Source organism: Cohnella thailandensis (assembly GCF_014212135.1).
In the GTDB taxonomy this organism is placed as follows: domain Bacteria; phylum Bacillota; class Bacilli; order Paenibacillales; family Paenibacillaceae; genus Cohnella; species Cohnella thailandensis.
This window is the reverse complement of the sequence record NZ_JACJVQ010000019.1, coordinates 428,015-451,429: the sequence shown is the minus strand read 5'-3', so window position 1 is coordinate 451,429 and position 23,415 is coordinate 428,015. Positions and strand designations below refer to the sequence as shown.

At 56.1% G+C, this 23,415-nt stretch carries 21 protein-coding genes and 1 riboswitch; of the genes, 4 read left to right on the top strand and 17 right to left on the bottom strand.

Annotated features, from left to right (window positions below; all coding sequences use genetic code 11):
- Positions 1–117: 117 nt before the first annotated feature.
- The 12 genes from msrA to H7B67_RS22715 form a co-directional block, all read right to left on the bottom strand.
- The gene (msrA, locus tag H7B67_RS22770; protein WP_185122155.1) at positions 118–1,074 is read right to left on the bottom strand and encodes a peptide-methionine (S)-S-oxide reductase MsrA; all 957 of its coding nucleotides are present in this window, start codon (positions 1,072–1,074) and stop codon (positions 118–120) included.
- A gap of 35 nt (positions 1,075–1,109) precedes the next feature.
- Positions 1,110–2,042, bottom strand: a complete 933-nt coding sequence (locus H7B67_RS22765) for a tyrosine-type recombinase/integrase (protein ID WP_185122154.1) — start codon at positions 2,040–2,042, stop codon at positions 1,110–1,112.
- Between the two features lie 145 nt (positions 2,043–2,187).
- Positions 2,188–3,147 carry an EamA family transporter gene (locus tag H7B67_RS22760; RefSeq protein ID WP_185122153.1) on the bottom strand — a complete coding sequence of 320 codons (960 nt, stop codon included), beginning with the start codon at positions 3,145–3,147 and terminating at the stop codon, positions 2,188–2,190.
- Between the two features lie 71 nt (positions 3,148–3,218).
- A riboswitch (purine riboswitch) is annotated at positions 3,219–3,318 on the bottom strand.
- A gap of 136 nt (positions 3,319–3,454) precedes the next feature.
- Positions 3,455–4,408: an aldo/keto reductase family protein gene (locus H7B67_RS22755; protein ID WP_185122152.1), complete on the bottom strand. Its 954-nt coding sequence runs from the start codon at positions 4,406–4,408 to the stop codon at positions 3,455–3,457.
- A 58-nt stretch (positions 4,409–4,466) separates the two neighbouring features.
- On the bottom strand, positions 4,467–4,745 hold the full coding sequence (locus H7B67_RS22750; RefSeq protein ID WP_185122151.1) for a hypothetical protein: 279 nt from the start codon (positions 4,743–4,745) through the stop codon (positions 4,467–4,469).
- A 34-nt stretch (positions 4,746–4,779) separates the two neighbouring features.
- Entirely contained in the window at positions 4,780–6,054 is a 1,275-nt protein-coding gene (locus H7B67_RS22745; RefSeq protein ID WP_185122150.1) for a hypothetical protein, read from the bottom strand.
- Between the two features lie 13 nt (positions 6,055–6,067).
- Positions 6,068–6,898, bottom strand: coding sequence for a hypothetical protein (locus H7B67_RS22740; RefSeq protein ID WP_185122149.1), 831 nt, complete (start codon positions 6,896–6,898; stop codon positions 6,068–6,070).
- Positions 6,895–7,584 carry an ABC transporter ATP-binding protein gene (locus H7B67_RS22735; protein WP_185122148.1) on the bottom strand — a complete coding sequence of 230 codons (690 nt, stop codon included), beginning with the start codon at positions 7,582–7,584 and terminating at the stop codon, positions 6,895–6,897. The genes H7B67_RS22740 and H7B67_RS22735 overlap by 4 nt, the downstream gene beginning before the upstream one ends.
- Positions 7,577–8,011, bottom strand: a complete 435-nt coding sequence (locus H7B67_RS22730) for a GntR family transcriptional regulator (protein ID WP_185122147.1) — start codon at positions 8,009–8,011, stop codon at positions 7,577–7,579. Before H7B67_RS22730 ends, H7B67_RS22735 begins: the two co-directional genes overlap by 8 nt.
- A 173-nt stretch (positions 8,012–8,184) precedes the next feature.
- Positions 8,185–9,336: a Ger(x)C family spore germination protein gene (locus tag H7B67_RS22725; RefSeq protein ID WP_185122146.1), complete on the bottom strand. Its 1,152-nt coding sequence runs from the start codon at positions 9,334–9,336 to the stop codon at positions 8,185–8,187.
- Entirely contained in the window at positions 9,333–10,814 is a 1,482-nt protein-coding gene (locus H7B67_RS22720) for a spore germination protein (protein WP_185122145.1), read from the bottom strand. Before H7B67_RS22720 ends, H7B67_RS22725 begins: the two co-directional genes overlap by 4 nt.
- Positions 10,811–11,902: an endospore germination permease gene (locus tag H7B67_RS22715; protein WP_245363373.1), complete on the bottom strand. Its 1,092-nt coding sequence runs from the start codon at positions 11,900–11,902 to the stop codon at positions 10,811–10,813. The genes H7B67_RS22720 and H7B67_RS22715 overlap by 4 nt, the downstream gene beginning before the upstream one ends.
- Positions 11,903–12,111: 209 nt before the next feature.
- Here H7B67_RS22715 and greA point away from each other — a divergent pair, with 209 nt between their 5' ends.
- Positions 12,112–12,579, top strand: coding sequence for a transcription elongation factor GreA (greA, locus tag H7B67_RS22710; RefSeq protein WP_185122144.1), 468 nt, complete (start codon positions 12,112–12,114; stop codon positions 12,577–12,579).
- 54 nt (positions 12,580–12,633) lie between these two features.
- Here greA and H7B67_RS22705 read toward each other — a convergent pair whose 3' ends face one another.
- On the bottom strand, positions 12,634–13,677 hold the full coding sequence (locus H7B67_RS22705; RefSeq protein ID WP_185122143.1) for an MBL fold metallo-hydrolase: 1,044 nt from the start codon (positions 13,675–13,677) through the stop codon (positions 12,634–12,636).
- 197 nt (positions 13,678–13,874) lie between these two features.
- Here H7B67_RS22705 and H7B67_RS22700 point away from each other — a divergent pair, with 197 nt between their 5' ends.
- Positions 13,875–17,174: a DEAD/DEAH box helicase gene (locus H7B67_RS22700; RefSeq protein WP_185122142.1), complete on the top strand. Its 3,300-nt coding sequence runs from the start codon at positions 13,875–13,877 to the stop codon at positions 17,172–17,174.
- 7 nt (positions 17,175–17,181) lie between these two features.
- Here the strand turns inward: H7B67_RS22700 and H7B67_RS22695 are convergent, their stop codons facing one another.
- A complete protein-coding gene (locus tag H7B67_RS22695; RefSeq protein ID WP_185122141.1) occupies positions 17,182–18,678 on the bottom strand; it encodes an outer membrane protein assembly factor BamB family protein in 1,497 nt (498 codons plus the stop codon).
- A 229-nt stretch (positions 18,679–18,907) separates the two neighbouring features.
- Between H7B67_RS22695 and H7B67_RS22690 the strand changes: the two genes are divergently transcribed.
- Both H7B67_RS22690 and dapA read left to right on the top strand, forming a co-directional pair.
- A complete protein-coding gene (locus H7B67_RS22690; RefSeq protein WP_185122140.1) occupies positions 18,908–19,666 on the top strand; it encodes an alpha/beta fold hydrolase in 759 nt (252 codons plus the stop codon).
- A 106-nt stretch (positions 19,667–19,772) separates the two neighbouring features.
- Positions 19,773–20,660, top strand: coding sequence for a 4-hydroxy-tetrahydrodipicolinate synthase (gene dapA, locus H7B67_RS22685; RefSeq protein WP_185122139.1), 888 nt, complete (start codon positions 19,773–19,775; stop codon positions 20,658–20,660).
- Positions 20,661–21,021: 361 nt separating this feature from the next.
- On the opposite strand, the gene H7B67_RS22680 is transcribed toward dapA, so the two are convergent.
- From H7B67_RS22680 to H7B67_RS22670, 3 genes are all read right to left on the bottom strand, one after another.
- A complete protein-coding gene (locus tag H7B67_RS22680; protein ID WP_185122138.1) occupies positions 21,022–21,492 on the bottom strand; it encodes a glutathione peroxidase in 471 nt (156 codons plus the stop codon).
- A gap of 149 nt (positions 21,493–21,641) precedes the next feature.
- Positions 21,642–22,574: a manganese-dependent inorganic pyrophosphatase gene (locus H7B67_RS22675; RefSeq protein ID WP_185122137.1), complete on the bottom strand. Its 933-nt coding sequence runs from the start codon at positions 22,572–22,574 to the stop codon at positions 21,642–21,644.
- 114 nt (positions 22,575–22,688) lie between these two features.
- Positions 22,689–23,291 carry a flavin reductase family protein gene (locus tag H7B67_RS22670; RefSeq protein WP_245363375.1) on the bottom strand — a complete coding sequence of 201 codons (603 nt, stop codon included), beginning with the start codon at positions 23,289–23,291 and terminating at the stop codon, positions 22,689–22,691.
- Between the last annotated feature and the right edge of the window lie 124 nt (positions 23,292–23,415).

Below are 23,415 nucleotides of genomic sequence, written 5' to 3'. Positions count from 1 at the left end.
CGGTTCGCTCCTCTGCATCCGCAATTTTCCTTGCCCGCTCTCTCTTTATAACGCATGAAAAGGGCGGTTGGTTCTCGGCATAGCTGATTTTAACCAAAATAATCGGTTTTAGGAGCTCTATTCTTCCTTCTTCGAAGAATCGATCGGCACGAACCGCACCGAATCCGGATTGATCCGGTAGAATCGCCGATTGCCGTCCTCCCCCGCCTTCTCTTCCGGAAGCAGCTCCTCGTAGCCGATAAATGCGCCCGATAGACGTCCGATAATGGCCGTACGAGCTCTGCCTCCGCTTATCTCGGCTTCCCTTCGGATATACCCCTCGGCCACGGGTTTCCTGAAGCTTAGGCCGTAGGCGTCTGCTGCGATCCGATCCTCTGCCGAGAAAAGCGGGTCTCCGTTCACGACATCGACGTAGAGGCCGGCATCCGCTTCCGCTTCGCCCGCGCTATGGCCGCCCTGCGCGAAGATTCGATGCTGCGTCGCCTCGTATTGCCTCTCCGTCAATCGCTTGCGCAAATTCTCCCTATCCGCTTTTGTCCGCCAATGCCGCTCCGCGAACGCTTCTCGTCCCGAGCCTTCCATATAGAGCTTGTATTCGTACGGATTTTTCCGATAGTAACGCTGATGCTCTTCCTCTGCGGGATAGAACGTTTCCGCCGGCAGAATCTCCGTGACGATCGGTTTCTTGAACCGGCCGCTCGTCTTGAGCGCCTTCTTGGACGCCTCGGCGAGACGACGTTGCTCGTCCGTATGATAGAATATCGCCGTTCGATAGGAAGCGCCGCGGTCGTAAAACTGCCCGCCGGCATCGGTCGGGTCGATGAGCTGCCAATAAATTTCGAGCAGCCGCTCATACGGGAAGATCTCCGGGTCATAAGCGATCTGCACCGCTTCGGCATGCCCCGTCGTCTCGCGGCCGACTTCCTCGTAAGTCGGATTGTCCGTATGTCCGCCCGTATATCCGGATACGACGGAGCGTATGCCCGGCCATTCTTCGAACGGCTTCACCATGCACCAGAAGCAGCCGCCCGCGAACGTAGCGAGCTCTTCGCGATTGTTAATGTCATTAATCATCATGATTCCTCCTGGCGTCTTAGCCTAGGACCGGTTTATGGCCGGAGAGCCGGAAGCCGCTCCGCCATCCTATCCATGGCTTCCTTCATCCGCTTATTGTCCACATGAGTGTAGATCTGAGTCGTCTCGATGCTAGAATGGCCAAGCAGCTCCTGAAGGGTACGAATGTCCGTACCCAGGCGAATCTGCATCGTCGCGAACGAATGCCTCAGCTTATGGCTGGAGAGCTTCCGATCCCGGAGCGCGGGAATTCTCTCCTGCAGACGCCGCAGCGTTTCTTCCGCAAGCGATTGGATCCGGCGGATCGATAATCTTCTGCCGAGCTGAGAGACGAAGAACGCCGTCTCCTTCGGCTGCCTGGGCTCTCTCCTCTCTTCCAGAGACCGCTTCAAAAGCTCGGCCAACGGCTTCGGAAGCGGGACAAGCCTCCACTTGCGCCCTTTGCCCAAGACGCGAATCGAGCCATCCTCCGACAAGTCGGAGACGTTCAGGCGGTGAACCTCCCCTACCCGAAGTCCGGCATAGGCCATCAGCAGCAGGATCGCCAGGTTGCGAGAGCGAAATTTGCCGTCCGCAAGCGCCGCCATCTCCACCAATTGGGCTTCCTCCAGATAAACCGGAATCCGGTTTTTCTCCTGCTTCGACTTCGCGACGTTCGTTGCCGGGTTGTCCTTCAGCAGCTCCATCTCGATCAGAGCCTTATAGAAAGAACGGATGGACGAAAGCTTCCGGTTGCGGGCTTCGTCGCCCGCGCCTTTCTCTCTGCTTTGCGATAGAAAGCTCATGATGTCGATTTTCCCCGCTTCCGATAACTCCTTGGGATATATCGAATTCAGGTACGCTATGGCATCGCTCCGGTATGCCCTCTGAGTCGACGGGGTCATTCCCCTATTCTTCATCCAGATGAGGAAGATCCTAAGCTCCTTCTCGTAGCGCTCTTCCAAATCGTCCTTCGACGCGTTCGCCATGTTCAAATTGCCCCTCCGAAGACTGAACCTGATGAGTACAAGTCTATTTATCCTACCAAATTGTCCGCTTAGAATTCAAATGGCGCGAAATTCGTATTTCACGCCATTTTATGTCCATAAAAAAAGACCGAAATCGGTCTCTTGATTAGCCGTTGCCGCTTGCCGTCATCCCCGTTCGCTCGCGCGCGAGCCTTCTGCTCAGCTCCGGAATCGCGACGCCGATCAGAACGATCGCGACTCCTCCCCATTGGAGAAGGCTGATCTTCTCCCTCAGGACGATAGCGGATACCGCCACCGCGACCGGCAGCTCGACCGAGCCGAGGATTCCGGCCATGCCATTGCCGATTCTCGGCACCCCTATGGCGAATAGGACCGGCGGTATAAAAGAGCCGAACAGTCCCAGAGCCAAAGCATAACCCAGCAATTCGACGGTCACGTTCCCGTTGAACAGATGGACCGGCGGATGGATGAGGAGCACTCCGATCATCGAACCCGTCGTCATCCATGCGGTTCGGGCGGCGGGAGGCGCGGCGACGACCGCCTTGCCGCTCACCAGGATAAACAAGGAATAGCTCACCGCGGACAGCAGCCCAAGGATCAATCCGAATCGGCTGAACTCGCCGATGCCCTTCTCGGTTAATCCCGCTGCCAAGGCCGTGCCGCCAAGCAGGACGGCGAGCGTAACGTATACGATCGCACCGGGCTTGCGACGGGTCATCGCGGATTCGATCAGCACGCCGATCCAAGTGAACTGGAACATCAGGATAATGGCCAGAGAGGCGGAAATATGATGAAGCGCTTCATTATACAGCAGACTCGTGAACATCGTCGGAAGTCCGCACGCGAGCAAGGTTCCCCTCATCTTCCATGTCAGAGCATGCGCCGCTTTGTCGGCAGCCAGCTTGGCAGGGTCGCCTTTTAACCTTCTTGTTCTTACCATCTTCCTTAACAGAACCCAGCCCCAGCAAAGTAGACTTCCGAGTATCAGCTGGGTTCCGACGACCTCGCCGAGCGAATACCCTTTATCGTAAGCGTTGACCGCGAAGGCCGATAAGACACCGTAGCTTGCCGCTCCTAGCAGAACAGATAATCCGTAATAACTCATTGCTGCCTTCTCCCCTATCCGCGTTCAGAAACAAAGCCGCAAATAAAAACTTCCTAACCGGAAAATAGAATCGATGCCGACTCTAAATTCGTAGTTAGGAAGTTGCGGCTCCCTGTAGAGACCCTCGCCCGTTCATTGCGAGGTTATACGAATACGCACAAGCGCAATCTTACAATGGAAAGAATATGGAGTCAACACCAAAGAGATATGTTAACGTATATTTTATTATGTAAACTTATGAAAACATGCTCGTTATCGACTTTCCCTCTCGGGAACATGCCGATAACGAGCCCACAATGCGCTTGAGTTAAGGCTGAACGAGTATCTCTTCGATTCGGTCGAGAGCTTCTTGCGGAAGGACGACGCCGGACGCCTTCGCGTTCTCTTCCAGCTGCGACACCTTGGTCGCTCCGACCAAAGCGCTCGCCACGCTGTCGTGGCGCAGAATCCACGCGAGCGCCAGGCTGGACAGCGACATGCCGAGCTCCTTCGCGATTCCGTCCAGTTGATCTACCTTGCGGAGATGAGACTCGGTCAGGAAGCCTTTAATCCACATGTTCGTCTTCGGGTCGGTCGCCCGGCTTCCCTGAGGCAGCTGCTGACCCAGCCGATACTTCCCGGTAAGGGCTCCTTGCGCGAGCGGCGAGAACACGACCTGGGAGATGCCGTTCTTCTCGCTCACCGGAAGCACGTCCGATTCGATGTTCCGGTAGAACATGTTGTACTGCGGCTGGTTGACCACGATCCGATCGAGCAGATATTTATCGGCAACCTGCATCGCTTCCTGGATTTGGGCGCCCGTCCATTCGCTGACTCCGACATAGAGCACTTTGCCTTGGCGGACAAAATCCTCGATCGTGCGGAGCGTCTCGTGAAGAGGAGTTTCCGGATCGTAACGATGGCAGTAGAAAATGTCGACGTAATCCTGCTTCAGCCGCTTCAGGCTCGCGTTCAGCTGTTCGGTCACGTGCTTGCGGGATAAGCCTCTATCGTTCGGACCGTCGCCCATCGGCCAGAAAGCCTTGGTCGCGAGCACGTAAGATTCGCGCGGGTATTTCGGAAGGACGTCCCCGAGCATTTTCTCCGCTTCGCCCCGTTCGTAGACGTTCGCCGTATCGATGAAGTTGATTCCTAGCTCGAACGCTTTGTCGATCAGCTTGGCGCCGATATCTTCTCCTACCGTGTGGCCGTAAGTCATCCAGCTGCCGAAGCTGATCTCGCTGACCTTCAGTCCCGTCGACCCGAGTTTGCGATATTTCATGACAATCGCTCCCTTCCTCTTGTGAACGCGTGTTTACAATGAATCGAACTCTATTTTATCACCTGTTCCCACGCGAAGCAAACGGGAGTTCCGATCCAATTTCGGCATCCTTGGCGGCTTGGAGCGCTTCTTTTATCGCGATCGTTCTCAGCAGCGCCTCCCGATCGGACGGGGACTTGGCATCCCAATCCTCTCTTCCGGCAAGGGCCAAAAGCGTTCTCTTAGCGGCGGCGATCGCCAGCCTCTCCTCTTGCAGAAGATAATAAGCCATCCTATAGACGAGGAGTTCGGCCGCTTTCAATCGCTCGACGCGTTGATGAAGGGGATGTTCGGTCACAGGATGGCTCTCCTTTCTTGCGACTTGCACCATTTTATTTAAGTTGAAGGTTTAAGAGCCGTACCAACTTGATCTGCTCCTCCGTCTCCCGTTTCGGATCGTCGCAGACGACTTGGCCTTTATAGAGAATTCGGCCGTTCGTCGCGTCCGCCACCGCCGCGAGCGGGTTCTCGGTCGTCCGTAGAAGCAGATAGATCCGGCCGTTCGCGATCGCCGCGTTGTGGATTTGATCCGTACCCAGTTCATCCGCGGCGAGCTCCAGATGATTTCCCTTCTGGCCGGAAGCCATATCGTATGTCCAAAGAGAGATTCGTTTCTCTTCTTTGAGCGATACGGTCAAGAGATCCCCTTCTACCGCATAATTAACATTAGAACCAAACTCATCGCTCCGTTCGATCCCGAGATCCGGAATCTCCTCGAGCTTGCCGGTCGCGTACTCATAGCTGTATAGCCTTTCGTCGACAGGGATGCTCGGTTCCGCTGCCGACGCGGCCGGCACATCCGACCTCTCCGCGTTCTCCTCAATCTTCGATTCGCTCGTCACGAACAGCACCCGATCGCTCGCTTCGGTAACATTCCGGCTCGTGACGTTCCGAACTTCGAACAGATATCCTTTGCTTTGTACGGGTTGGAAGGGGATCTCTTGCGTCCGGATCTCGCTTCCTTCTTCGGAGCTAAGGATAAAGTCGAAGTATTCGAAGTCTGCAGATCGTCCAGGGGCCGGCTTAAGTTGCATATGGATCAGCACATGAACGTCTTCGCCGACCTTCTGCAAGTCCGCTATGGACAGATAGGCAACGTCTTTATCGACAGCGGTCCGCGACTTTACTTGAGACTTGCGTCCGCCGGAAAGCTCCAATCGATCGATCGTCCATTCGATGACGCCTTCTTTTTCCAGAAGCTTCGCATCGACATACATGACGTCATCTTCGTCCTTGTAGAAGCCCTCCGGATCCCCTTTACCCCGCATGAACCCCGGGTAATCCTCGCGAAGCTGCTTTAGACCGGAATAGCCATATAACCAGGAACGAGTACCGCTCCACTGTTCGATGACGCTCGCATTATTCGTATAATGACTGCCTTCGGAGGTAACATCCAAGTATTTAGACCGCATCCGTCCTCCATAGGAACCGGACAGGATGATCGGCTCGGCTTCGGCCGGGTCTCCTTCCAACATCGCCAATCGGTATTCGGGCAGCCGTTCGTCCGCGGCATACCCGTAATAAGTTCCTAGCGTCGCGGCAATGATCAGAACGATCGCGATCGTCAGGGTGTATTTCTTCGCCGCTGCCGGCAATGCGCTTCTCATCGGAACGTCCTCCTCATACCGTAATCTTTTTATCCAGCAATCTAAGACTCATCCATATCGAAAACAGCGTGACCGCGATAATAATCGCCAACTCGATGAGCAGAATCTCGAACGGATAGAGAAAGCTGTAGGTTTGGTCGATTCCCAAGGTTAACAAAGGATAAACAACGATCGTCAGGCAAGCAGCCAGATAGAGCAATGCGAGCAGGATGCCGCGAATACGGTAGCTTCTCTCCAGCAGGATGGCGCCGAATAACGCGAATACGCCGGCCATGCCCAGGCCGATGCTGACCAGGAATCGCGATCCGTCCAGCGGGATCACCCAAACGAAAGCTTGATTAGCCAGAATCGCGTCCGTGAAGACCGAAGGCTCCCATAGATCGGAGGGCACGACGAGTTTGAACAACCATTCTTCCAACGGAAGGAGAATCAACTGGAAGGAAATCAGAATCAAAATAAGCAGCAGGACGGCGGTCGCTTTCGCGAAGTAGACATTCCTTCTGGCCGTCGGTATCGTCAGCAGCCGATAAATGAACGTGCTTCGGCCGAGCCAGTCGCGATACCAGATAAGGAATACATAAAGAACGAGGACGGCAATGCTTAACAGAATCGGAAGCGCGAACAAGACCTGAGTGTTGAAGATCAGCCACGAGAAGGAAAGCTTGTCGTCGGAGAAAAAGGCGCTTCTCCCGATCGTCTCCGCTTCCCGGATGTCCGCGACGCCGGATCTAGCCGTCCAAACAAGCGCCGCGACTTGGATGACCAGCGTTAAAACCATCAGCGCGGCGAGCAGCCAGCGAACCCGATGCAGCTCCACGTGAACGAGTTTGCCATACGCCTTCATGCCTGAAGCACCTCCCGCATCATGTCAACGACGGACTTTCCTTCTTCCTCCCGAACCCGATCGCAATCGAAGGAGCGGGCGACGACGCCTTTATTAAGGATCACGGCTTTGTCGATCAAGTGCTCGATATCGCCGACCTCGTGGGTCGTCAACAAGACGCCGCGGCCATCGATCATGTCGCCGGAGAATAACTCGGCGATTCTCTCCCGGCTGAAGAGGTCGATTCCCGAGAACGGCTCGTCCATCAGGATGTAGTCGGAATCGAGCGCCAGACCGAGAACCAGATTGAGCTTCGCCGCGGTCCCTTTGGACAGATTGCCGATTCGCTCCTTGAAGTCCAATCCGAAGAAGCTCATGAGCTCGGCAGCCCTCGAGGCGTTCCAGTTCGGGTAGAAATCCTCCATGAACGTCAACGCGTCGACCGCTCTCATCGACGACGGCATGGTCAGATGATCCGGCACATAGCCGATCCGCTCGTACAAGCGCCGATCCGGTTTCTTGCCGTCGACAAGGATTCTGCCCGAACGAATGGGGGTCAATCCCATGATCGCCTTCAGAATCGTCGACTTGCCGGCTCCGTTCAACCCGATCAAGCAAACGATCTGCCCCTTCTCAACCGTAAACGAGACGTCTCGGAGCACTTTCTTGCGGGCGAAGCCCTTGCTAACCTTATCCACCTCAATCATGGCCCCTTGCCCCCTCCTTCTCCTTCTCGACGGCGGTCTTGGACTCCTCCGCGTATTTCGTACGAACCCGTTCCAGCAGCTCGTCGATCGGAACCTCGATGTTGCGAATCGAATCCAAGAAAGCCTGCACGGCGCCGTCGATCAGCTCCGTCCGAATGGCGCGAAGAACCTCCATGTCGCTCGTTATCCGGCTAGGGGAATTGCCCTCGGTCACGATCAAGCGTTGTTCCTCCATTTCTTTATAAGCCTTCTGGGCGGTATTCGGATTGATCTTCAGCATGGCCGCGATCTCCCTTCTGGAAGGAATGACGTCTCCCTGCCGAAGCCGCCCCGTCGCGATCCGCTCCTTAAACAGCCGAATGACCTGAGAGTAGACGGGGTCCCGGCTGTTGAAGACGACGTTTACCCACTTATCGCCAGTACTCATCTCATCTCGACCTCTCTATGCGATAGTGTGTGTACTATGTAGTTCATACACCTCTTCGTGTATTATCCAGATAATACACCCTTCTGTCAAGCCGCCTCTTACCCAGAAACGGCAATAACCCGGAATGCCCCTTCCAATGGGGATTCCGGGTTGAATACGCATTTACGCGACGATTATTCGGTTCTTCCCTTGTACTTGCCCGTGCTTCGGATGGATACGCGAACGTCGATCTTGCGAATCGAATCCGGTTTCAAGAAAAATCTCTCCTTGTCGGTAAGAGCCCAGAAGTGCCGGGGGTTCGCGCGATAAAGAGCCTCCTTGAGCCTGAACGGATCGCACTTCGCCTTCTGCGATTTCAAATACGTGGTCCGGATCTCCTCCCGGATGACTTCCTCCGTAAGTTTCTCGAGCGATTCCATGCCAGCTTCTTCCAGAAGCTCGTAAAGCAAGCCTTGCACCCTCACTTTCAGATCGTAGCGAACGGAGCCTTTCTCCAGGATCGGCTTCACCGAGTAGCGCGGATGTCCCAGCGACACGACGGCCGCCTTTTTCCCATCCTGCGGAACTAAGACCGGCAGCCATTCGATCCGTTTGTTCGTCCAGCGAATCCCCTTCAGGTCCAAGTCGGACATCCACTTGCTCATCTTCCCATCCTGAAAAAAATAAGCTCCCGAGATTTTGAACATCGGCTTGTAATCGGTGTCTTCCATCCAATTGCGTCGTTCGATCGCGACGGACGGCAGCATGGCGGGTTCGCCCGGCTCGTTCATATTGGCGATCACATGGTTGCCGGGCTCCGGCAGAATAAAGAAGCGCTGAGAATTCATCTGCGTTCCGCTGAACACTAGAGTATCGAGCGGCGATAGGTTCAGAAGCGATTGCTGGCTGAGGATGTCGGTCATCTTCTCCTTGGTTCCGTATATGTAAATGTTGTAACGAACCTCGCGATACCGATTAAGAGCGCTAAAAGTCTCCACGACCCCTTGGCGCATCAGATTCTCCGATAGGAAAATGACTTTGACATGCCCCCAGAACAGCCGAAGCTGGGACGTCTCGTTGATGGAGGCCAGCGCGCCGCTTACCGTTTGCCCGTCGCCTTGTCCGATCCAGACCGGGGTTTCCTTGCCTAATTGTACGTTCTCGCTTCTCGCGACGTTCGAGAAATTGAGAATCTGCGCGTAGGTCACATATTTGCCGTTTACGTAGTCGATCCCGATGGCCGTCACGTAGGCCATGTTCTGAATGTCCTTGGAGCTGCCGCAGCCCTGCGACAGCAAGATCAACGTCAGCAGGATCGCGAAGCCCAGCCTCCGCGCCGTTCTCATCCTTCTCCCTCTCCTTGATGGTCCCCGTCGATCGGCTTCAGGCTTCCCGGCCTTCGCTTGCTCCAAGCCCAAGGCAACCGCAAATACGACTGCAGGACATCCTTTATCCGAAGAGGCGATATCGGCGTCAAGTAATTGACGCCGAACGAATTTAAGCTCGACAGATAACCGGTCCACAGAACCATCCCGAGGATGACGCCGTAAATGCCCAAGAACGAGGCCAAGGTAAAAAAGAACAAACGAAGAATGCTGACGACGGTGCTTAGCGTCTGGTTGACGAGCGTCACTCCGCATACGGCCGTTATCGCTCCGATGACGACCACGGACGGCGAGACGAGCCCTGCCCGGATCGCGGCGTCGCCGATGATCAGCCCCCCGATGGAGGTCAGAGTCTGCCCGATGGCGGTCGGCAGCCGGACTCCCGCTTCCCGGAATACCTCGAGAAGCATGAGCAGAATAAACATCTCCATTTGAGCGGACAGCGGCAGCCCCAGCCGCGACACCGACACCGTCGCCATCATTCGGAACGGAATCTGGTCTTGGTGGAAAGCCATCAGCGCCACCCAGATCGCGGGCAGGAAGATCGACAGGAAGAAGCTGACGATCCGAATGATTCTCGCGAAGGAGACGTAGGAATAGTTGAAATGCACGTCTTCCGGGGACTTCAAGATATAGGACAAGCCGGCGGGACCGATCAACACCATCGGATTTCCGTCGATAATGAGGATAAACCTGCCCGCCAATAAGCTGGACACGGCGTAGTCGGGACGGCCCGTAAAGTCCAGAAGCGGCATGATCTTAAAGGGAGAGCCGACAAGCTGCTCCTCCAGCTGTCCGATACTATATAGCCCGTCGATATCGATTTCGTTCAGCTTCGTTCTGACGTCCGCCAGAATCTTCTTGTTCAAGATGTCGCTGAAGTAAACGAGGCCGACCTTCGTCTTCGTTCTCCTTCCGAGGACGAACTTCTCGACATGAAGCGAACGGCTTCTTATTCTTTTGCGGATTAGCGCGATGTTCACGGAGATATCCTCGATAAAGCAATCCTTCGGTCCTTTGATGGAGATCTCCGTGCTGGATTCGAAAGGCGTCCGCTGAGGTCGATCGGAATAATCCAGCTTGCAGACGGCGCCTTCCGCTTCGAACAAGATCAGCAAATTCCCGTCATAGACCGCTTCGGCCATGCTATCCTCGGCAGGCTCCTCCTCGATCGGTTTAACCGGAAGAACACCCGACAGCTCCGGTATCGCGCGAGCGAAGCTTCCGGTCCTGGCGTAGAAATGCCGCAATTCCGGAAGGACGGATTGGCTGATTCGGTTGCTGTCACACAAGCCCTCTTGATAGACCATGAGGACTCGGGAATCCTTCCGGTCGTCGAAGAGGCTCGGCAAGAAGACGATATCCCCGGAGCCGGAGAACAGACGCCTCAATTCTTCCGCGCTCCAACGCTTCTCGCTCGTCCCGGCGGTTCGGCTCATGCGGACTCCTCCTTCGGCGGCTTCGAGAATTGCGCGAGCGTCATCCACGCGAATGACAGAAAGAATAGAACGAAGAACGATATCGGCATGTAGGTATGGTACATCCACAAATAGAAATCGTATTCGTTCACGTCGACGGACGACAGCAGCACATAGCTTGCCATGACGATAAGGATAAGGATCCTGCGCCATCGACGGGATTTAACGGGCAGCAGCTCGACGAGAAGGAACGCGGCCAGGCTGATTCGGACGGTCGCTCCCGACAGCCACTGGGAGATCGAGAAGAAATCCAGATGCTCGACGTATTGCCCTAATTTAAGCAGACGCCACTGCTCATAGGGAGAAGTCATCTGCTTGGCCGCCTCCCGCGGTCCGAACTCCGTGATGGCGCCGACGATCGGCCCTAGCGTAATCATAACCGTAAAGGCTCCGTAGGCCAGCATGTGCCACGGCTTTACCTTCGTCGAGATCTGATGCTGCATCAGAATGATAACGAGCAGTTCGACGAATCCCCCGCCCGCGTAGACCATTCCGTCGGCGATCGGAGACCATCCGTGCTCCATAATGGGCAGCAGAAGGTAATGATTCTTCAGATGGCCGTTGGAGATGCCGACGAAGAAGCCGAGTACGATAACGATCGGAAGCAGCACCCCCGACGTAATCGCGATCACCCGCAGCCCCCACAAGGACAGAATCGCGCATATGACGACAAGGGAGAGAACGAGCAGGCTCTCCGGGGTATTCGGCATGTAGTTCGTGACATGCCAGTTGGCCGTATGGACGACGGTCATGGCGCCGATAAGGTACAGTTCTGCGCATACGGGAGCGAGCAGCAGCCAGGACACGCCCTTGAACGTAGAACGCTCCAACCATTCGCGCCAGTTCCTCTGGCCCGTCTTTCTCATCATCCCGACCAATAATAAGCACCACAATAAGAAGAGAACTCCCGCAAAAAGGACGGTTAGCCAAGAATCTCGGCCGGAAGCGTCGAGGATCATCGGATTCACGATGACGTGATCGGCGAGCCCGTTCATTAGCGCGAGCACCGTGCACGCTTGAAGGAAGGTAATCTTCTGCTCTGCCTTCAACTCGCTCCCCCCTCCTAATCGAACTCCAGGCAGGATCGCCTATGGCCTATTTTCGTCTTCTCCATTTTTTTCTATTCATGCCGTCGACCCTGCGAGCAAGTCGGGCTTCGTTGACAAATCGCTTCGCGAAGCTTTAGAATTAAGGTTCACTGGACAGTCGATCGGATACTCCATTGTACCCAGAGTCCATTTTGCGAAGGAGATGTCCCATGTCTAACGAAGAAGTTATCCTCACCCCCGAAGGCAAGATCAAGCTGGAGCAGGAGCTCGAAGAGCTGAAGACGGTGAAGCGCAAGGAGCTTGCCGCCCGGATCAAGACGGCGATCAGCTACGGCGACCTTAAAGAAAATAGCGAATACCATTCCGCGAAGGAAGATCAAGCGTTCATGGAGACGCGAATCCTGACCATCGAAGGGATTCTGCGCAAAGCCCGCATCGTGGAATCGAAGGACGACAGCCGAATTCAAGTCGGATCGACGGTCGTGCTGCATGACGTGGAGATGGACGAGAACGTGGAATACAAGGTGGTCGGCGCGGCGGAAGCGGACATGCTGTCGAACAAGATTTCCTACGAGAGCCCGATGGGCGTTGCCCTAATCGGCAAGGCAGCCGGAGATACGGTCATCGTGAACGCTCCGATGGGCGAAATCCAATTCAAGGTTCTCGAGATCAAGTAATAAACGAAGGCAGCCCGCCCGGTCGATTCCGACCGAACGGACTGCCTTCTTGATTTAGATGGGAGCGACGGCGCCTTTATTCGCCGAGGGACTTGAAGCATCCTTCCACCAGGACGGATCCGGACGCCAACCTTCCCGGTCCTGCTCCAGGTAAACCGCCTCTCCGATTCTCGGAATCCAGACCGGAACTCCTTGCTTCTCGGCCTCGGCCGATACCCGAATCGCCGGATCGTTCCAATCGTGCAGAGCCAACGTGAAGCCTCCCCAATGGACGGGGAGCAGAATCCCCCCTTGCACGTCCTTATGCGCTTGAACGGTCTCCTCGGGGATCATGTGCACTCCGCTCCACCGTTCGTCGTATTGGCCGCACTCCATGATCGCTAGCTCGAAGGGACCGTGCTGCTTCCCGATTCTCTCGAAGTGAGGGCCGTAACCCCCGTCTCCGCTGTAGAACAGGCTTCTCTCCTCCGTCTTGATAACCCAGGAACACCACAGCGTCGAATCCCGGTCGAACAAGCCTCTTCCCGAGAAGTGCCTGGCCGGCGTACACGCGAACCGGATGCCCGCGACCGTTCGCTCCTCGCCCCAGTCCATCTCGATGACGGAATCGGACGAAGCCCCGCGCTTCCGGATTCGCTTGCCCACGCCCAGTGGAACCAGGAACGTCCCCGTCTTCGGAATAAGCCGGCGAATGGAAGAAGAATCGAAATGATCGTAGTGATCGTGAGAGAGAACGACGATATCGATAGAGGGAAAATCTTCGATGGAAATAGGAAGTTGACCGCTGAAGCGACGATTCCGCCCGAACGGGACGGGCGACGGGCTTCTGCCCAGCATCGGATCGATCAGAATCGTCTTGCCGCCGAGCTGAAGCAAGCTGGCCGAATGGCCGAACCAGACGACCTTGTCTTTGCCGTCCTGAAGCGTGCTTTGGGTTAGAGGAACGAAAGGAAGCGGCTGCTTCGGCCTTCGGTTCGATTTGGATAGAAATTCGCGCAGCATCGAGGCGAGCTCCTTCGCGCTGAACTTCGTCACCGCCGGAATCTCGTTCTGGTATTTGCCATTATCGGCGCGTAGGGATCGGTTCCAGTCATGCATCGTTCTTCACTCCTCTTCCCTGTTGAAAACTAGTGATAGCGATAGTCTAATCCGCTCCCGGAAGCTTTGTCAAACCGGGGACGTTATCGGCGTTTAAAGGGATTCTGCGGCGCCGCTTAAAAATATGGTAGTATAGTGTTAACTAGTATCGCGAACATTCATTCGCTTTGAAGATCGGAAAGGAACGAAATCCAGCCATGACACTCACGATCCGCGAAGTAAAGCAGCTGTGCGGCCGATTCTCCTACGAACGGGGACAAGCGTACCTTCAAGGCGGACATGTCGTCTTGAATCGTTACGATGAAGCCCGCTCCCAATACGAAGCGACGGTTGAATCGAATCAAAGCTACGAGGTTAGCCTCGAGCTTCGCGAGCTCGGAGGCGTTCCCGAGATAAACGCCCGCTGCTCCTGCCCTTCCTTGAAATCGTATTCGAATTATTGCTCTCATATCGCCGCCGTGCTGCTCGGGATCATAGAACTTAGAAAGGGCGAACCGGCGCGGAAAATCTTAAATCCGAGGAACGCCGGCCCTTCGCCGGCCGAAGCTCCGGACCGTCATCTGGACGAAGAGGTGCTTCGGTTGTTCCTGCCGAAAGCTCCCTCCGTTGCGGCCAAATCCTCTTCCTATGGGGAAGAACGCAGCCGGATGACCGTCGAATTCATCTGTCGGCCGGCCGTCTACGGATTGCAGGCTTCCGACCGGCTGTTCACCCTGGAGCTGAAGCTGGGAACCGACAAACGGACTTCCGTCTCGAACATAAGGGATTTTCTGGAGCAATATGAGCAACATCGGAGTTACCCCGTCTCCAAGACCATCGTCTATGACCCCTCCGAGCATGCCGTCGGTCCGATCGAAGACGAAATCGTTCGCCTTCTCGCTCGAATTGCGGCCAACGAACGCACCATCCAAGCGACGGCGCCGGTCGTGACGACGCGCATGAAAACCGGAAGCGGGCAGGAACGCGAGCTGCCGATCCCGCCCGTCTATTGGCCGACTCTGCAGCCCCTCTTATCCTCTGCCGCCCATGTCCAGCTGCTCACGCAAGACGGGACATACCCGGGGCTGATCGTGGAAACGAGCCCGATCCCCCTTCGTTTCGAGTTCCGGGAGTCCGAGAAGGGGCAATACGAGCTGCGAGCCAGCGGATTGGACAAGCTGCTCGTCATGGAAGCGTATGGGGTGGCGATCTCCGAAGGAAAGCTCTTGAAGCTCCCCGAAGCCGACTCCCGTCAGCTTCAAGAGCTGCAGCGGCTCATGAACGCCGGCGGATCCGGGGAGAGCATCGCGATCTCCTCCGAGCGGGTCGGAAGCTTCGTCGAGCACGCCGTGCCCGGGCTCATGAAGCTCGGAACGGTCGTGGTCGCCCCTTCCCTCTCGGAGAAGCTGACAAGGCGCCCGCTTCGGGCGAAGCTGTACCTCGACCGCGTCCGGGATCGGCTGCTGGCCGGATTGGAATTCCATTACGGGGATATCGTGGTGAATCCGGTGGAAGCGCGCGAACGCCGCCATCCGTCCGATCGTATCCTGATCCGCGAAGGCGCGAAGGAGCAGGCCATTCTGGAGATCATGAACGGAAGCGGCTTCCTGATGACGGACAGCGGATACGTGATGGCCGAGGAAGAGACGGAATACGACTTCCTGTACCATCGGCTTCCGAAGCTGGAGAAGCTCGCCCAGGTGTACGCGACGACCGCCGTGAAGCTGCGGCTGCATCCGAGCCCGGCTCCCATCTCCGTGAAGGTGGATACGAGCGAGCGCACCGACTGGCTTGAATTCCGCTTCGAGCTGGACGGCATTCGAGAGTCCGAGTTGCGCGAGATCGTCAAGGCGCTGCAGGAGAAACGCAAGTATTACCGGCTTCCCGAGGGGACGCTGCTGTCCTTGGAGAGCCCCTCGTTCCAGGACGTGATGCGGCTGCTCGACGAAGCGGCCATCCGCACCAACGAATGGCACAATTCGCGGGCGCGCGTTCCGCTGGCCCGCGCCCTTCTGCTCTCGGACGCCTTGGAGCGAGACCGGAACGGAGCGGTTCGGCTCGGCAAGTCCGTGCGCAAGCTGCTCGAGAACATGAGAAACCCCGACCTCCTCGAGCACGAGGTGCCGGAGTCGTTGTCTCCGATTCTTCGGGACTATCAGAAGTTCGGCTACCAATGGATGAAGACGCTCGCCCGATATCATTTCGGAGGCGTTCTCGCGGACGAGATGGGCCTCGGCAAGACGCTTCAGAGCATCGCTTTCCTGGTCTCGGTTCTGCCGGAGATCCGCTCCTCCGGGACGCCGGCTCTCGTCGTCTGCCCGGCTTCGCTCGTATACAACTGGCGCAACGAGCTGCGCAAGTTCGCTCCGAACGCGAAGGCCGTCATCGTCGACGGCCCGGCAGATCAGAGGCTGGCAAGGATGAAGGACGCGGACGGTCTCGCGCCCGATATCCTGATCACCTCTTATCCTCTGCTTCGCAAGGATTATCGCCGCTACCGCGCGAGAACGTTCCACACGCTAATCCTCGACGAAGCCCAGAACTTCAAGAACGACGCCACCCAGACGGCCAAGGCGGTAAAGAGCTTGTCGGCGCGCCATAAATTCGCGCTGACGGGGACTCCGATCGAGAACAACCTGACGGAGCTCTGGTCGATCTACGACGCGGTCTTCCCCGAGCTGTTCGCCGACCGGGACCGTTTCTTCGAGCTGCTTCCCGTCGAGGTGTCGAAGCGAGTCCGTCCCTTCCTGCTGCGCAGGCTGAAGAGCGACGTCCTTCGGGACTTGCCGGACAAGATCGAGAGCGAACGGTCCTCCGAGCTGCTCCCCGAGCAGAAGAAGCTCTACGTCGCCTACCTGGCGGAGCTTCGCGCCGAAGCGGTCAAGCACCTGAAGGATCGGGATCACCGGCGCAACCGGATTCGGATCCTGGCGGGACTCACCCGCCTGCGCCAGCTCTGCTGCCACCCTGCCTTGTTCGTGGAAGGCTACCGGGGCGGCTCCGCCAAGCTCGAGCAGCTGCTGGAGCTGATCGAGGAAGGTCTCGCTTCCGGGCGAAGGATCCTGATCTTCTCCCAATTCACGAAGATGCTCGATCTTATCGGCAAGGAGCTGACGGATCGGGCGCTCCCTTATTTCCGGCTGGATGGCGAGACCCCGCCCGCCCAGCGGGTCGAGCTGAGCGAACGCTTCAATGAAGGCGAGAACAGCCTGTTTCTCGTCTCCCTGAAAGCGGGAGGAACAGGCCTTAATCTCACGGGCGCGGACACGGTTATCCTCTACGACCTATGGTGGAATCCGGCGGTCGAAGCCCAAGCGACGGACCGCGCGCACCGGATCGGCCAGAAGAAGGTCGTGCAGGTGATCCGAATGGTCGCGGAAGGCACGATCGAAGAGAGAATGACCGAGCTGCAGCAGCGCAAGCTGCACCTCATCGATCAGATTCTCGAGCCGTCCGGCGAGGAACCCTTCTCTGCCCTGACCGAAGACGACCTGCGAGAGCTGCTGCAGCTTGAATAAATAGGCGCTACTCCAGCTTTAAGCCGTGAATATGACCGCCGCGGGTAGCCACGACCGCGTAATTGCCGAATACGGCAGGCGAAGCCTCGATATTGGCGCCCAGGCTCGTTTGGCCCTTCACCTGACCGGTCATCGCGGACAGCACGAAGAGGTTGCCGGCGGAATCCGCCTGCAGCAAGCTGGCGTTCCCGTTCTCGTCATAGACGTCGACCGGGGACGACCAAGCGTACTTCGCCATTTTCCACGTCCAGATCTCTTCTCCCGTCTTCTTGTCTAACGCAACCATAAGCCCCGATCCGAAGCTGCCATACCTGGCAAGGGTAAAAATCACGCGATCCCCGATCGAACGCTTCCCCAGCACCGGAGTCGCCAGCAGCCCCCCGTTCACCGGATGATCGCCGAGCTGCGTAAAGCAGGCGTACTGCCTTTTCCATACGACTTGCCCCGTCAGGCCGTTGATCTTCCGAAGCACCGCATATCCTTTGCTCCCTTGCTTATCCACTTCCGTCCCCGTGTAGAGAAACGGAACGCCGTTCTCCGCCTCGATCACGATGGTCGCATCGGTATCGTCGACGGACGGGAGCGACCATATGGGCTTGTTCGCGAGCAGATCGATCGCCTGGAGACTGCCCCCGTTATCGGCGAAATACGCGTAATGATCGTACACGGCGACGGAATTCTCGATTCCTTGATACGAATTGCCGACGATCGAATAGCGATATTTGCTGACCTCCGGCTTGATGTCAAGCGTCTTCTCGGCAGCATCGAAACGGGTATTCAGCTTCACGCTGTAGAACATCCCGTTCTCCCCGCCTACCAGCAGCGTATCTTCGTAACGGTTGAACAGCGCCGAGCTGTCGAACGCTCCCCAGCCCCGTTTGGCGTAAGAATCTATTCCTTTCATATAGAAAAGCCGCTTCTGATCGATCAGGCTGTACAAGCCGAACCCGATCGTCCCGTTCTCGGGGATCCCTTCCCCGACGTAGAGAAGCGGGTACCCTCGCGAGTCGACCGAGACGCTTCCTTTGATCGGATTGCCGATCCTGAGCGGCTTGCGCGTCTCCTCGCCTGTCGTCAATTCGAGGAAGTAAACGTAACCGTCCAAGGAGGCGTATATCACCTCGGTAAAGCCTTTCTGCGCCTTGAACTTCTCCTTCACGTTCATGGTTTGCAGCACATCGGGCTTCCAGCGCACGATGGCCGGCTGCCCCGTCCACCCCGCTCCTCCTCCCCAGGAACTGGAGCGCGTGGTCAGCTTCCATATGGGGAGAGGCACGAATTTCTTCATCTCCGCCGTTCCGAACGATGGCGCGCTGCGCTGCGCCGATCCGCGGAAGGTAAGCACGCCTTCCACATCCGTATAGCTTGTCGGAAAAGTTTGCTTCTTGGGCTCGGCGCTCCAGCGGTACTGAATCTGGGCAGCCGCGCTAGCGATTTGACTTGCCGCGAGACTCATCAAGAGGAGGAAAAGAGCGGCAAATAAGAAAGGACGACGAGATTTCATGCAAAAAACTCTCCTGCCCCGCGGAAGTCGGAGAGGGAAACGAACTTCTCCGCTGGTTCGATTGTACTAACGTTCTTCCGAGAAGCATGTCAAACGCTCTGAGCAGATAAGCGGAATGTTTGTCGAAGGGAATCCGTCCGAAGCGCCCCCGGGCAAGTCGACGTCATGGCCCTATTTATCCAGGCATAGAGTACCGGTAGACAGCACAAAAGGAGGGATCCTTCTCGCGATGAACTCCCCCTATCGATCCGATAAACCGCTTACGTTCGTTCTCATTCACGGTTCTTGGGCCGACGTCCATTTCTGGGACGGCATCTCCGCGGAGCTCCGCCGAATGAGGCACACCGTCCATGCGCTCCCCTATGCCGGACACGACAACGACCCGAATCGGCGCGTCACGCATGCGATGATCGTCCAGTCCGTCGTCGATTCGATCGTTCGGCAGGGCTTGAGCGATATCATCCTCGTCGGTCACAGCTTCGGCGGTACGATCATCCAGAAGACCGTCGAAGTCATTCCGGAGAGGGTCAAGCGGCTGGTGTTCCTGAACGCTTTTGTCCTTCCGGACGGGCAGAGCGCGGCCGATCAGCTTCCTCCTGCTTTCGTCTCCGCGTTCGAGCAGCTGCGAGCCGCCTCTCCGGACGACACGATCGCTCTTCCTTACCCCTTGTTTCGGGAAGCCTTCGCCAACCTGGGAAGCAAGGAGCAGGCGGAATGGCTGTATCGGAACACTCCCGTCGAGCCGGCTGGCCCCTTGTTCGAGAAGCTGGACCTCAAGAAGTTCTATTCGCTCTCCATCCCGCGAAGCTACGTATATCTGATGGAAGACAACGTATTCCCCCAGACGGACGAATACAGCTTCCACCCCCGCATGTCCAGCCGTCTTGGGCTGTATCGTCTCATCCAAGGGTCGGGCGATCACATGGTCACCCCTCGATACGAACCCGGGCATGTCGCGAGGCTGCTTTTTATGGGAGCAAGGGACTGACCTCCATCGGAATTCTCGATATCCCCATCGATAAGATTCGTCTACGGTGATCGAAAAGTGTGATAGGGTGAAGGAGAGAAACTTCTAACGCGGAGGTTAGGTAACGATGAATGAACAACAGCTTCGCGGGCTATTCGTCCCCGTCGTCGCCCCGTTTCTGCCGGACGGCGAGCTTGATCTCGACTCCTATCGCCATTATGTCGGCAGCCTGCTGAAAGAAGACATCCAAGGAATCGTCGTCCACGGCACGACCGGGGAGTCTCCCGCCGTCTCTTGGGAGGAAGCGCGTTTGCTGTTCGATGTCGCACGGGAAGCGATGGGCGATGCAGCCCTTCCGATTCTGATCGGCACGGGCACGAACGACACTCGCGAAACCGTGCGAAGAACGGAAGACGCGAGGCGGTTCGGGGCGGATGGAGCACTGGTCGTCGTCCCCTACTATAGCCGTCCAACCCAGGCAGGCATTCTGGAGCACTTCCGGCATGCGGCTGCCGCGGGGCTTCCCGTTGTCGTTTATGAGATCCCTTCGCGCACCGGTGTCCGCTTGACGCCGGAGACCGCGATGTCGATTCTTAGTCTGGACGGCGTTATCGGCATGAAAGACAGCACGGGCGATATCCGGCTGCTTCGGGAGCTTAACCGATTGGGCAACGTCAAGCCTGTCCTGTGCGGGGACGACTCCCTATTGCTCCCAATGTTGTCAGAGGGAAGCGCGGGCGGCATTCTGGCCTCCGCGAACGCATATACGGGACGGTTTCTTGAAGTGTTGAGTCTTATGAAGGAAAATCGAACGGAAGACGCCGCAGCCCGATTCGAGGAGCTTCTCCCCTATATTCGGCTTGTCTTCCGCGAATCGAATCCTTCTCCCGTCAAGTGGCTTCTGGCGAGAGAAGGAAGGATAGCCTGCGATAGGACGCGGTTGCCGCTGGTCGGGATCTCGGAGGGGCTGAAGCTGGAATTGGAGGGTTATCGCAGCGTGTTGTCCGGGAGTTAGGGGAAATGAAGGGAATCGGATAACGAACATGATATTTCATATTTAATATCTACTTTCAAAGCGATTTGGGCGATTAAAGGTGAAATTTCATGTTTAATGTCCCTTTATCCGACAACTTCGAATGAATGTACATGAAATATCATGTACAATCTTCCGATTCCACTATTTTTCCGAAATTATACATGAAATTTCAGCTATATTATGCAAGTTGGGATTGCTAGGCAGACGCCGCATGGCGGGACTCAGCTCTCAATCGAGAGTTTCCTTATGCGAAACGCAACTCTGTATCGCCATCGGCAACTGATGTTTGACATAACTATAAAGCGGCGCAGGGTTCCCTGCGCCGCCGCTCGCCGCTTGCTTACAGCAATGCCGCCAGCTTCGACTCGAACTCTTCCGGCTTCACCGTCGGATCGATGCGTTCCACGACATTGCCTTCGCGGTCGACGATGAACTTCGCGAAGTTCCACTTGATATCGTACTCGTCCGCGGGACCTTGGCCCGTCAAGTATTGGAACAGCGGATGAGCGTTATCCCCGATCACTTCCGTCTTCTCGAACATCGGGAACGTGACCCCGTAATTCAACGTACAGAACTCTTCGATCTTCTCCTCGCTGTCCGGCTCCTGACCCATGAACTGGTTGCTCGGGAAGCCAAGGATGACCAGCCCCCGGTCTTTGTACGTCTCGTACAGCTTCTGCAAGCCTTCGTATTGAGGAGTCAGACCGCACTTGCTGGCGGTGTTCACGATGAGAAGCACCTTGCCGGCATATTCGCCGAGAGTCGTCTCCGTCCCTCGGATCGTCTTCACCTTGTAATCATAAACGGACATCGGATAACCTCCTTAATGTTCGATCCACATTGTATTTTATACAATTATATTTTATACAATTTATATACCCCGTGTCAAATGGATCCCCCGGAGCAAAAAAGGACAAAGCCGCCTGCGATGACGGGCCTTGTCCTCTTCCCTGCTATAGCTTATTGCTTGTTGAACGTATCCGTCAGAACCGGAACGATCTGCGACTTGCGGGAGACGACGCCCTTCAGAACCGCTTTGTTCGAGTCCAGCTTAACGCCATAGGCTTGTTCGACGATAGCGGCGGACTTGCCGAGCGCGACGCCGACGGAATCGTTGTTCAGAATGTCCGTTACGACGAACAGGAACAGATCCAGGCCCTTAGCGGCGATAATGCCGTTCAGCTTGGCTTCCAGCTCGGCTTGGCGGCCCAGAACGTCGTTCACGTCAACCGCGTTGACCTGCGCGATCTCGACCTTGGCGCTGCCCATCGAGAATTCCTTCGAATCGAGGGAGACCAGCTCGTCGATCGACTTGTCGGCCAGGTTGGCGCCTGCCTTCAGCATGTCGAGGCCATAAACGTCCGCATCCACTCCGGCAATTTCGGCCAGTTCGCGAGCCGCAGCGACGTCCTCCGGCGTGCAGGTCGGGGATTTGAACAGAAGGGAATCGGAGATGATGGCGGAGAGCATCAGACCCGCGATATCCTTGGAGATCTCGACCCCGTTCTCCTTGTACAGCTTCTTCAGGATCGTAGCGGTGCAGCCGACCGGCTCCGCGCGATAATAAAGAGGGCCGCTCGTCTCGAAGTTCGCGATGCGGTGGTGATCGATGACTTCGATGACGCGGACTTGATCGATGTCGCTTGCGCTTTGTTGGCGCTCGTTATGGTCGACGAGAATGACTTCCTTCGCTTCGTTAGCGACCGTCTCGACGAGACGCGGCGCGGACGCCTTGAACGTATCCAGCGCGAATTGGGTTTCGGCGCTAACGTTGCCAAGACGAACGGCTTCGACGTCTTGTCCGAGCTTCGTCTTCAGGTCCGCGTATGCGATGGCAGAGCAGATGGTGTCGGTGTCGGGATTCTTATGCCCGAATATCAGTACTTTTCCCATATTCATACTCCTTATTAGTCAATTTGGCGATAAAATTATACCCCGGCCCAAGGAACACAAGCAAGCTTTCCCCGCAAAATCGCCCGTAATCCCCTTTGCCCGACCCTTTCGTCATCAAGCCCGAAATGTTTTGCCCAGTTCTTGGCCAAGTCCGAAATAATGCCTGAAATTATAGATGAGCGGATTCCATTCCTTCGTATTAACGTGATTCTCATTAATAACGATATTTTCGTGCGCATGTACGACTACGGCTTCCGCTTCTACGATAGCAAAGCTCGGATTGTGTTCGGGAATGCGAATGTTTCTCGCTTCGCACTCGATTTGAAGCGGACATTCGAGAATTCGATCCGGCTGGACATGCTCGGATCCTTGAGAGGTAAAACCGGCCGCGGTAAATTTATCTTTCTCGTAGCGGAAGGAATTTTGCAGCTTGTATTCCGGAACCGGGTTCTTCCCCGTTAAAGGCGCCAAAGCCTCCACGCGCGTCCAAAGATCGGAGCTTGGAACGTTGACGACGCATTCGGGACGGTTTTTCAAATTTTCGATTGCTTTGCCTTCCAAGCCCAGTCCTAATACTAAACAATTCCCCAACGCCCATGATGAAGAAAGAGGACTAATATTGGTGGAACCATCTTCATTAAGCGTAGATAGGATGATGACCGGCGTACCATAGTACAGAACTTTGGGCTTGATGACTTGATGCGTTATTTGGCTCATCTTGATTACCCTCCAGAATGACGGAAACATATGTTCTCCATCATTCTAACATAAAGCAGGCCAATCGGAAAATTCCGGCCGACCTCAAAAAAAACAAAAGCTTCCCGCCCTCAAGCAAGAGGAC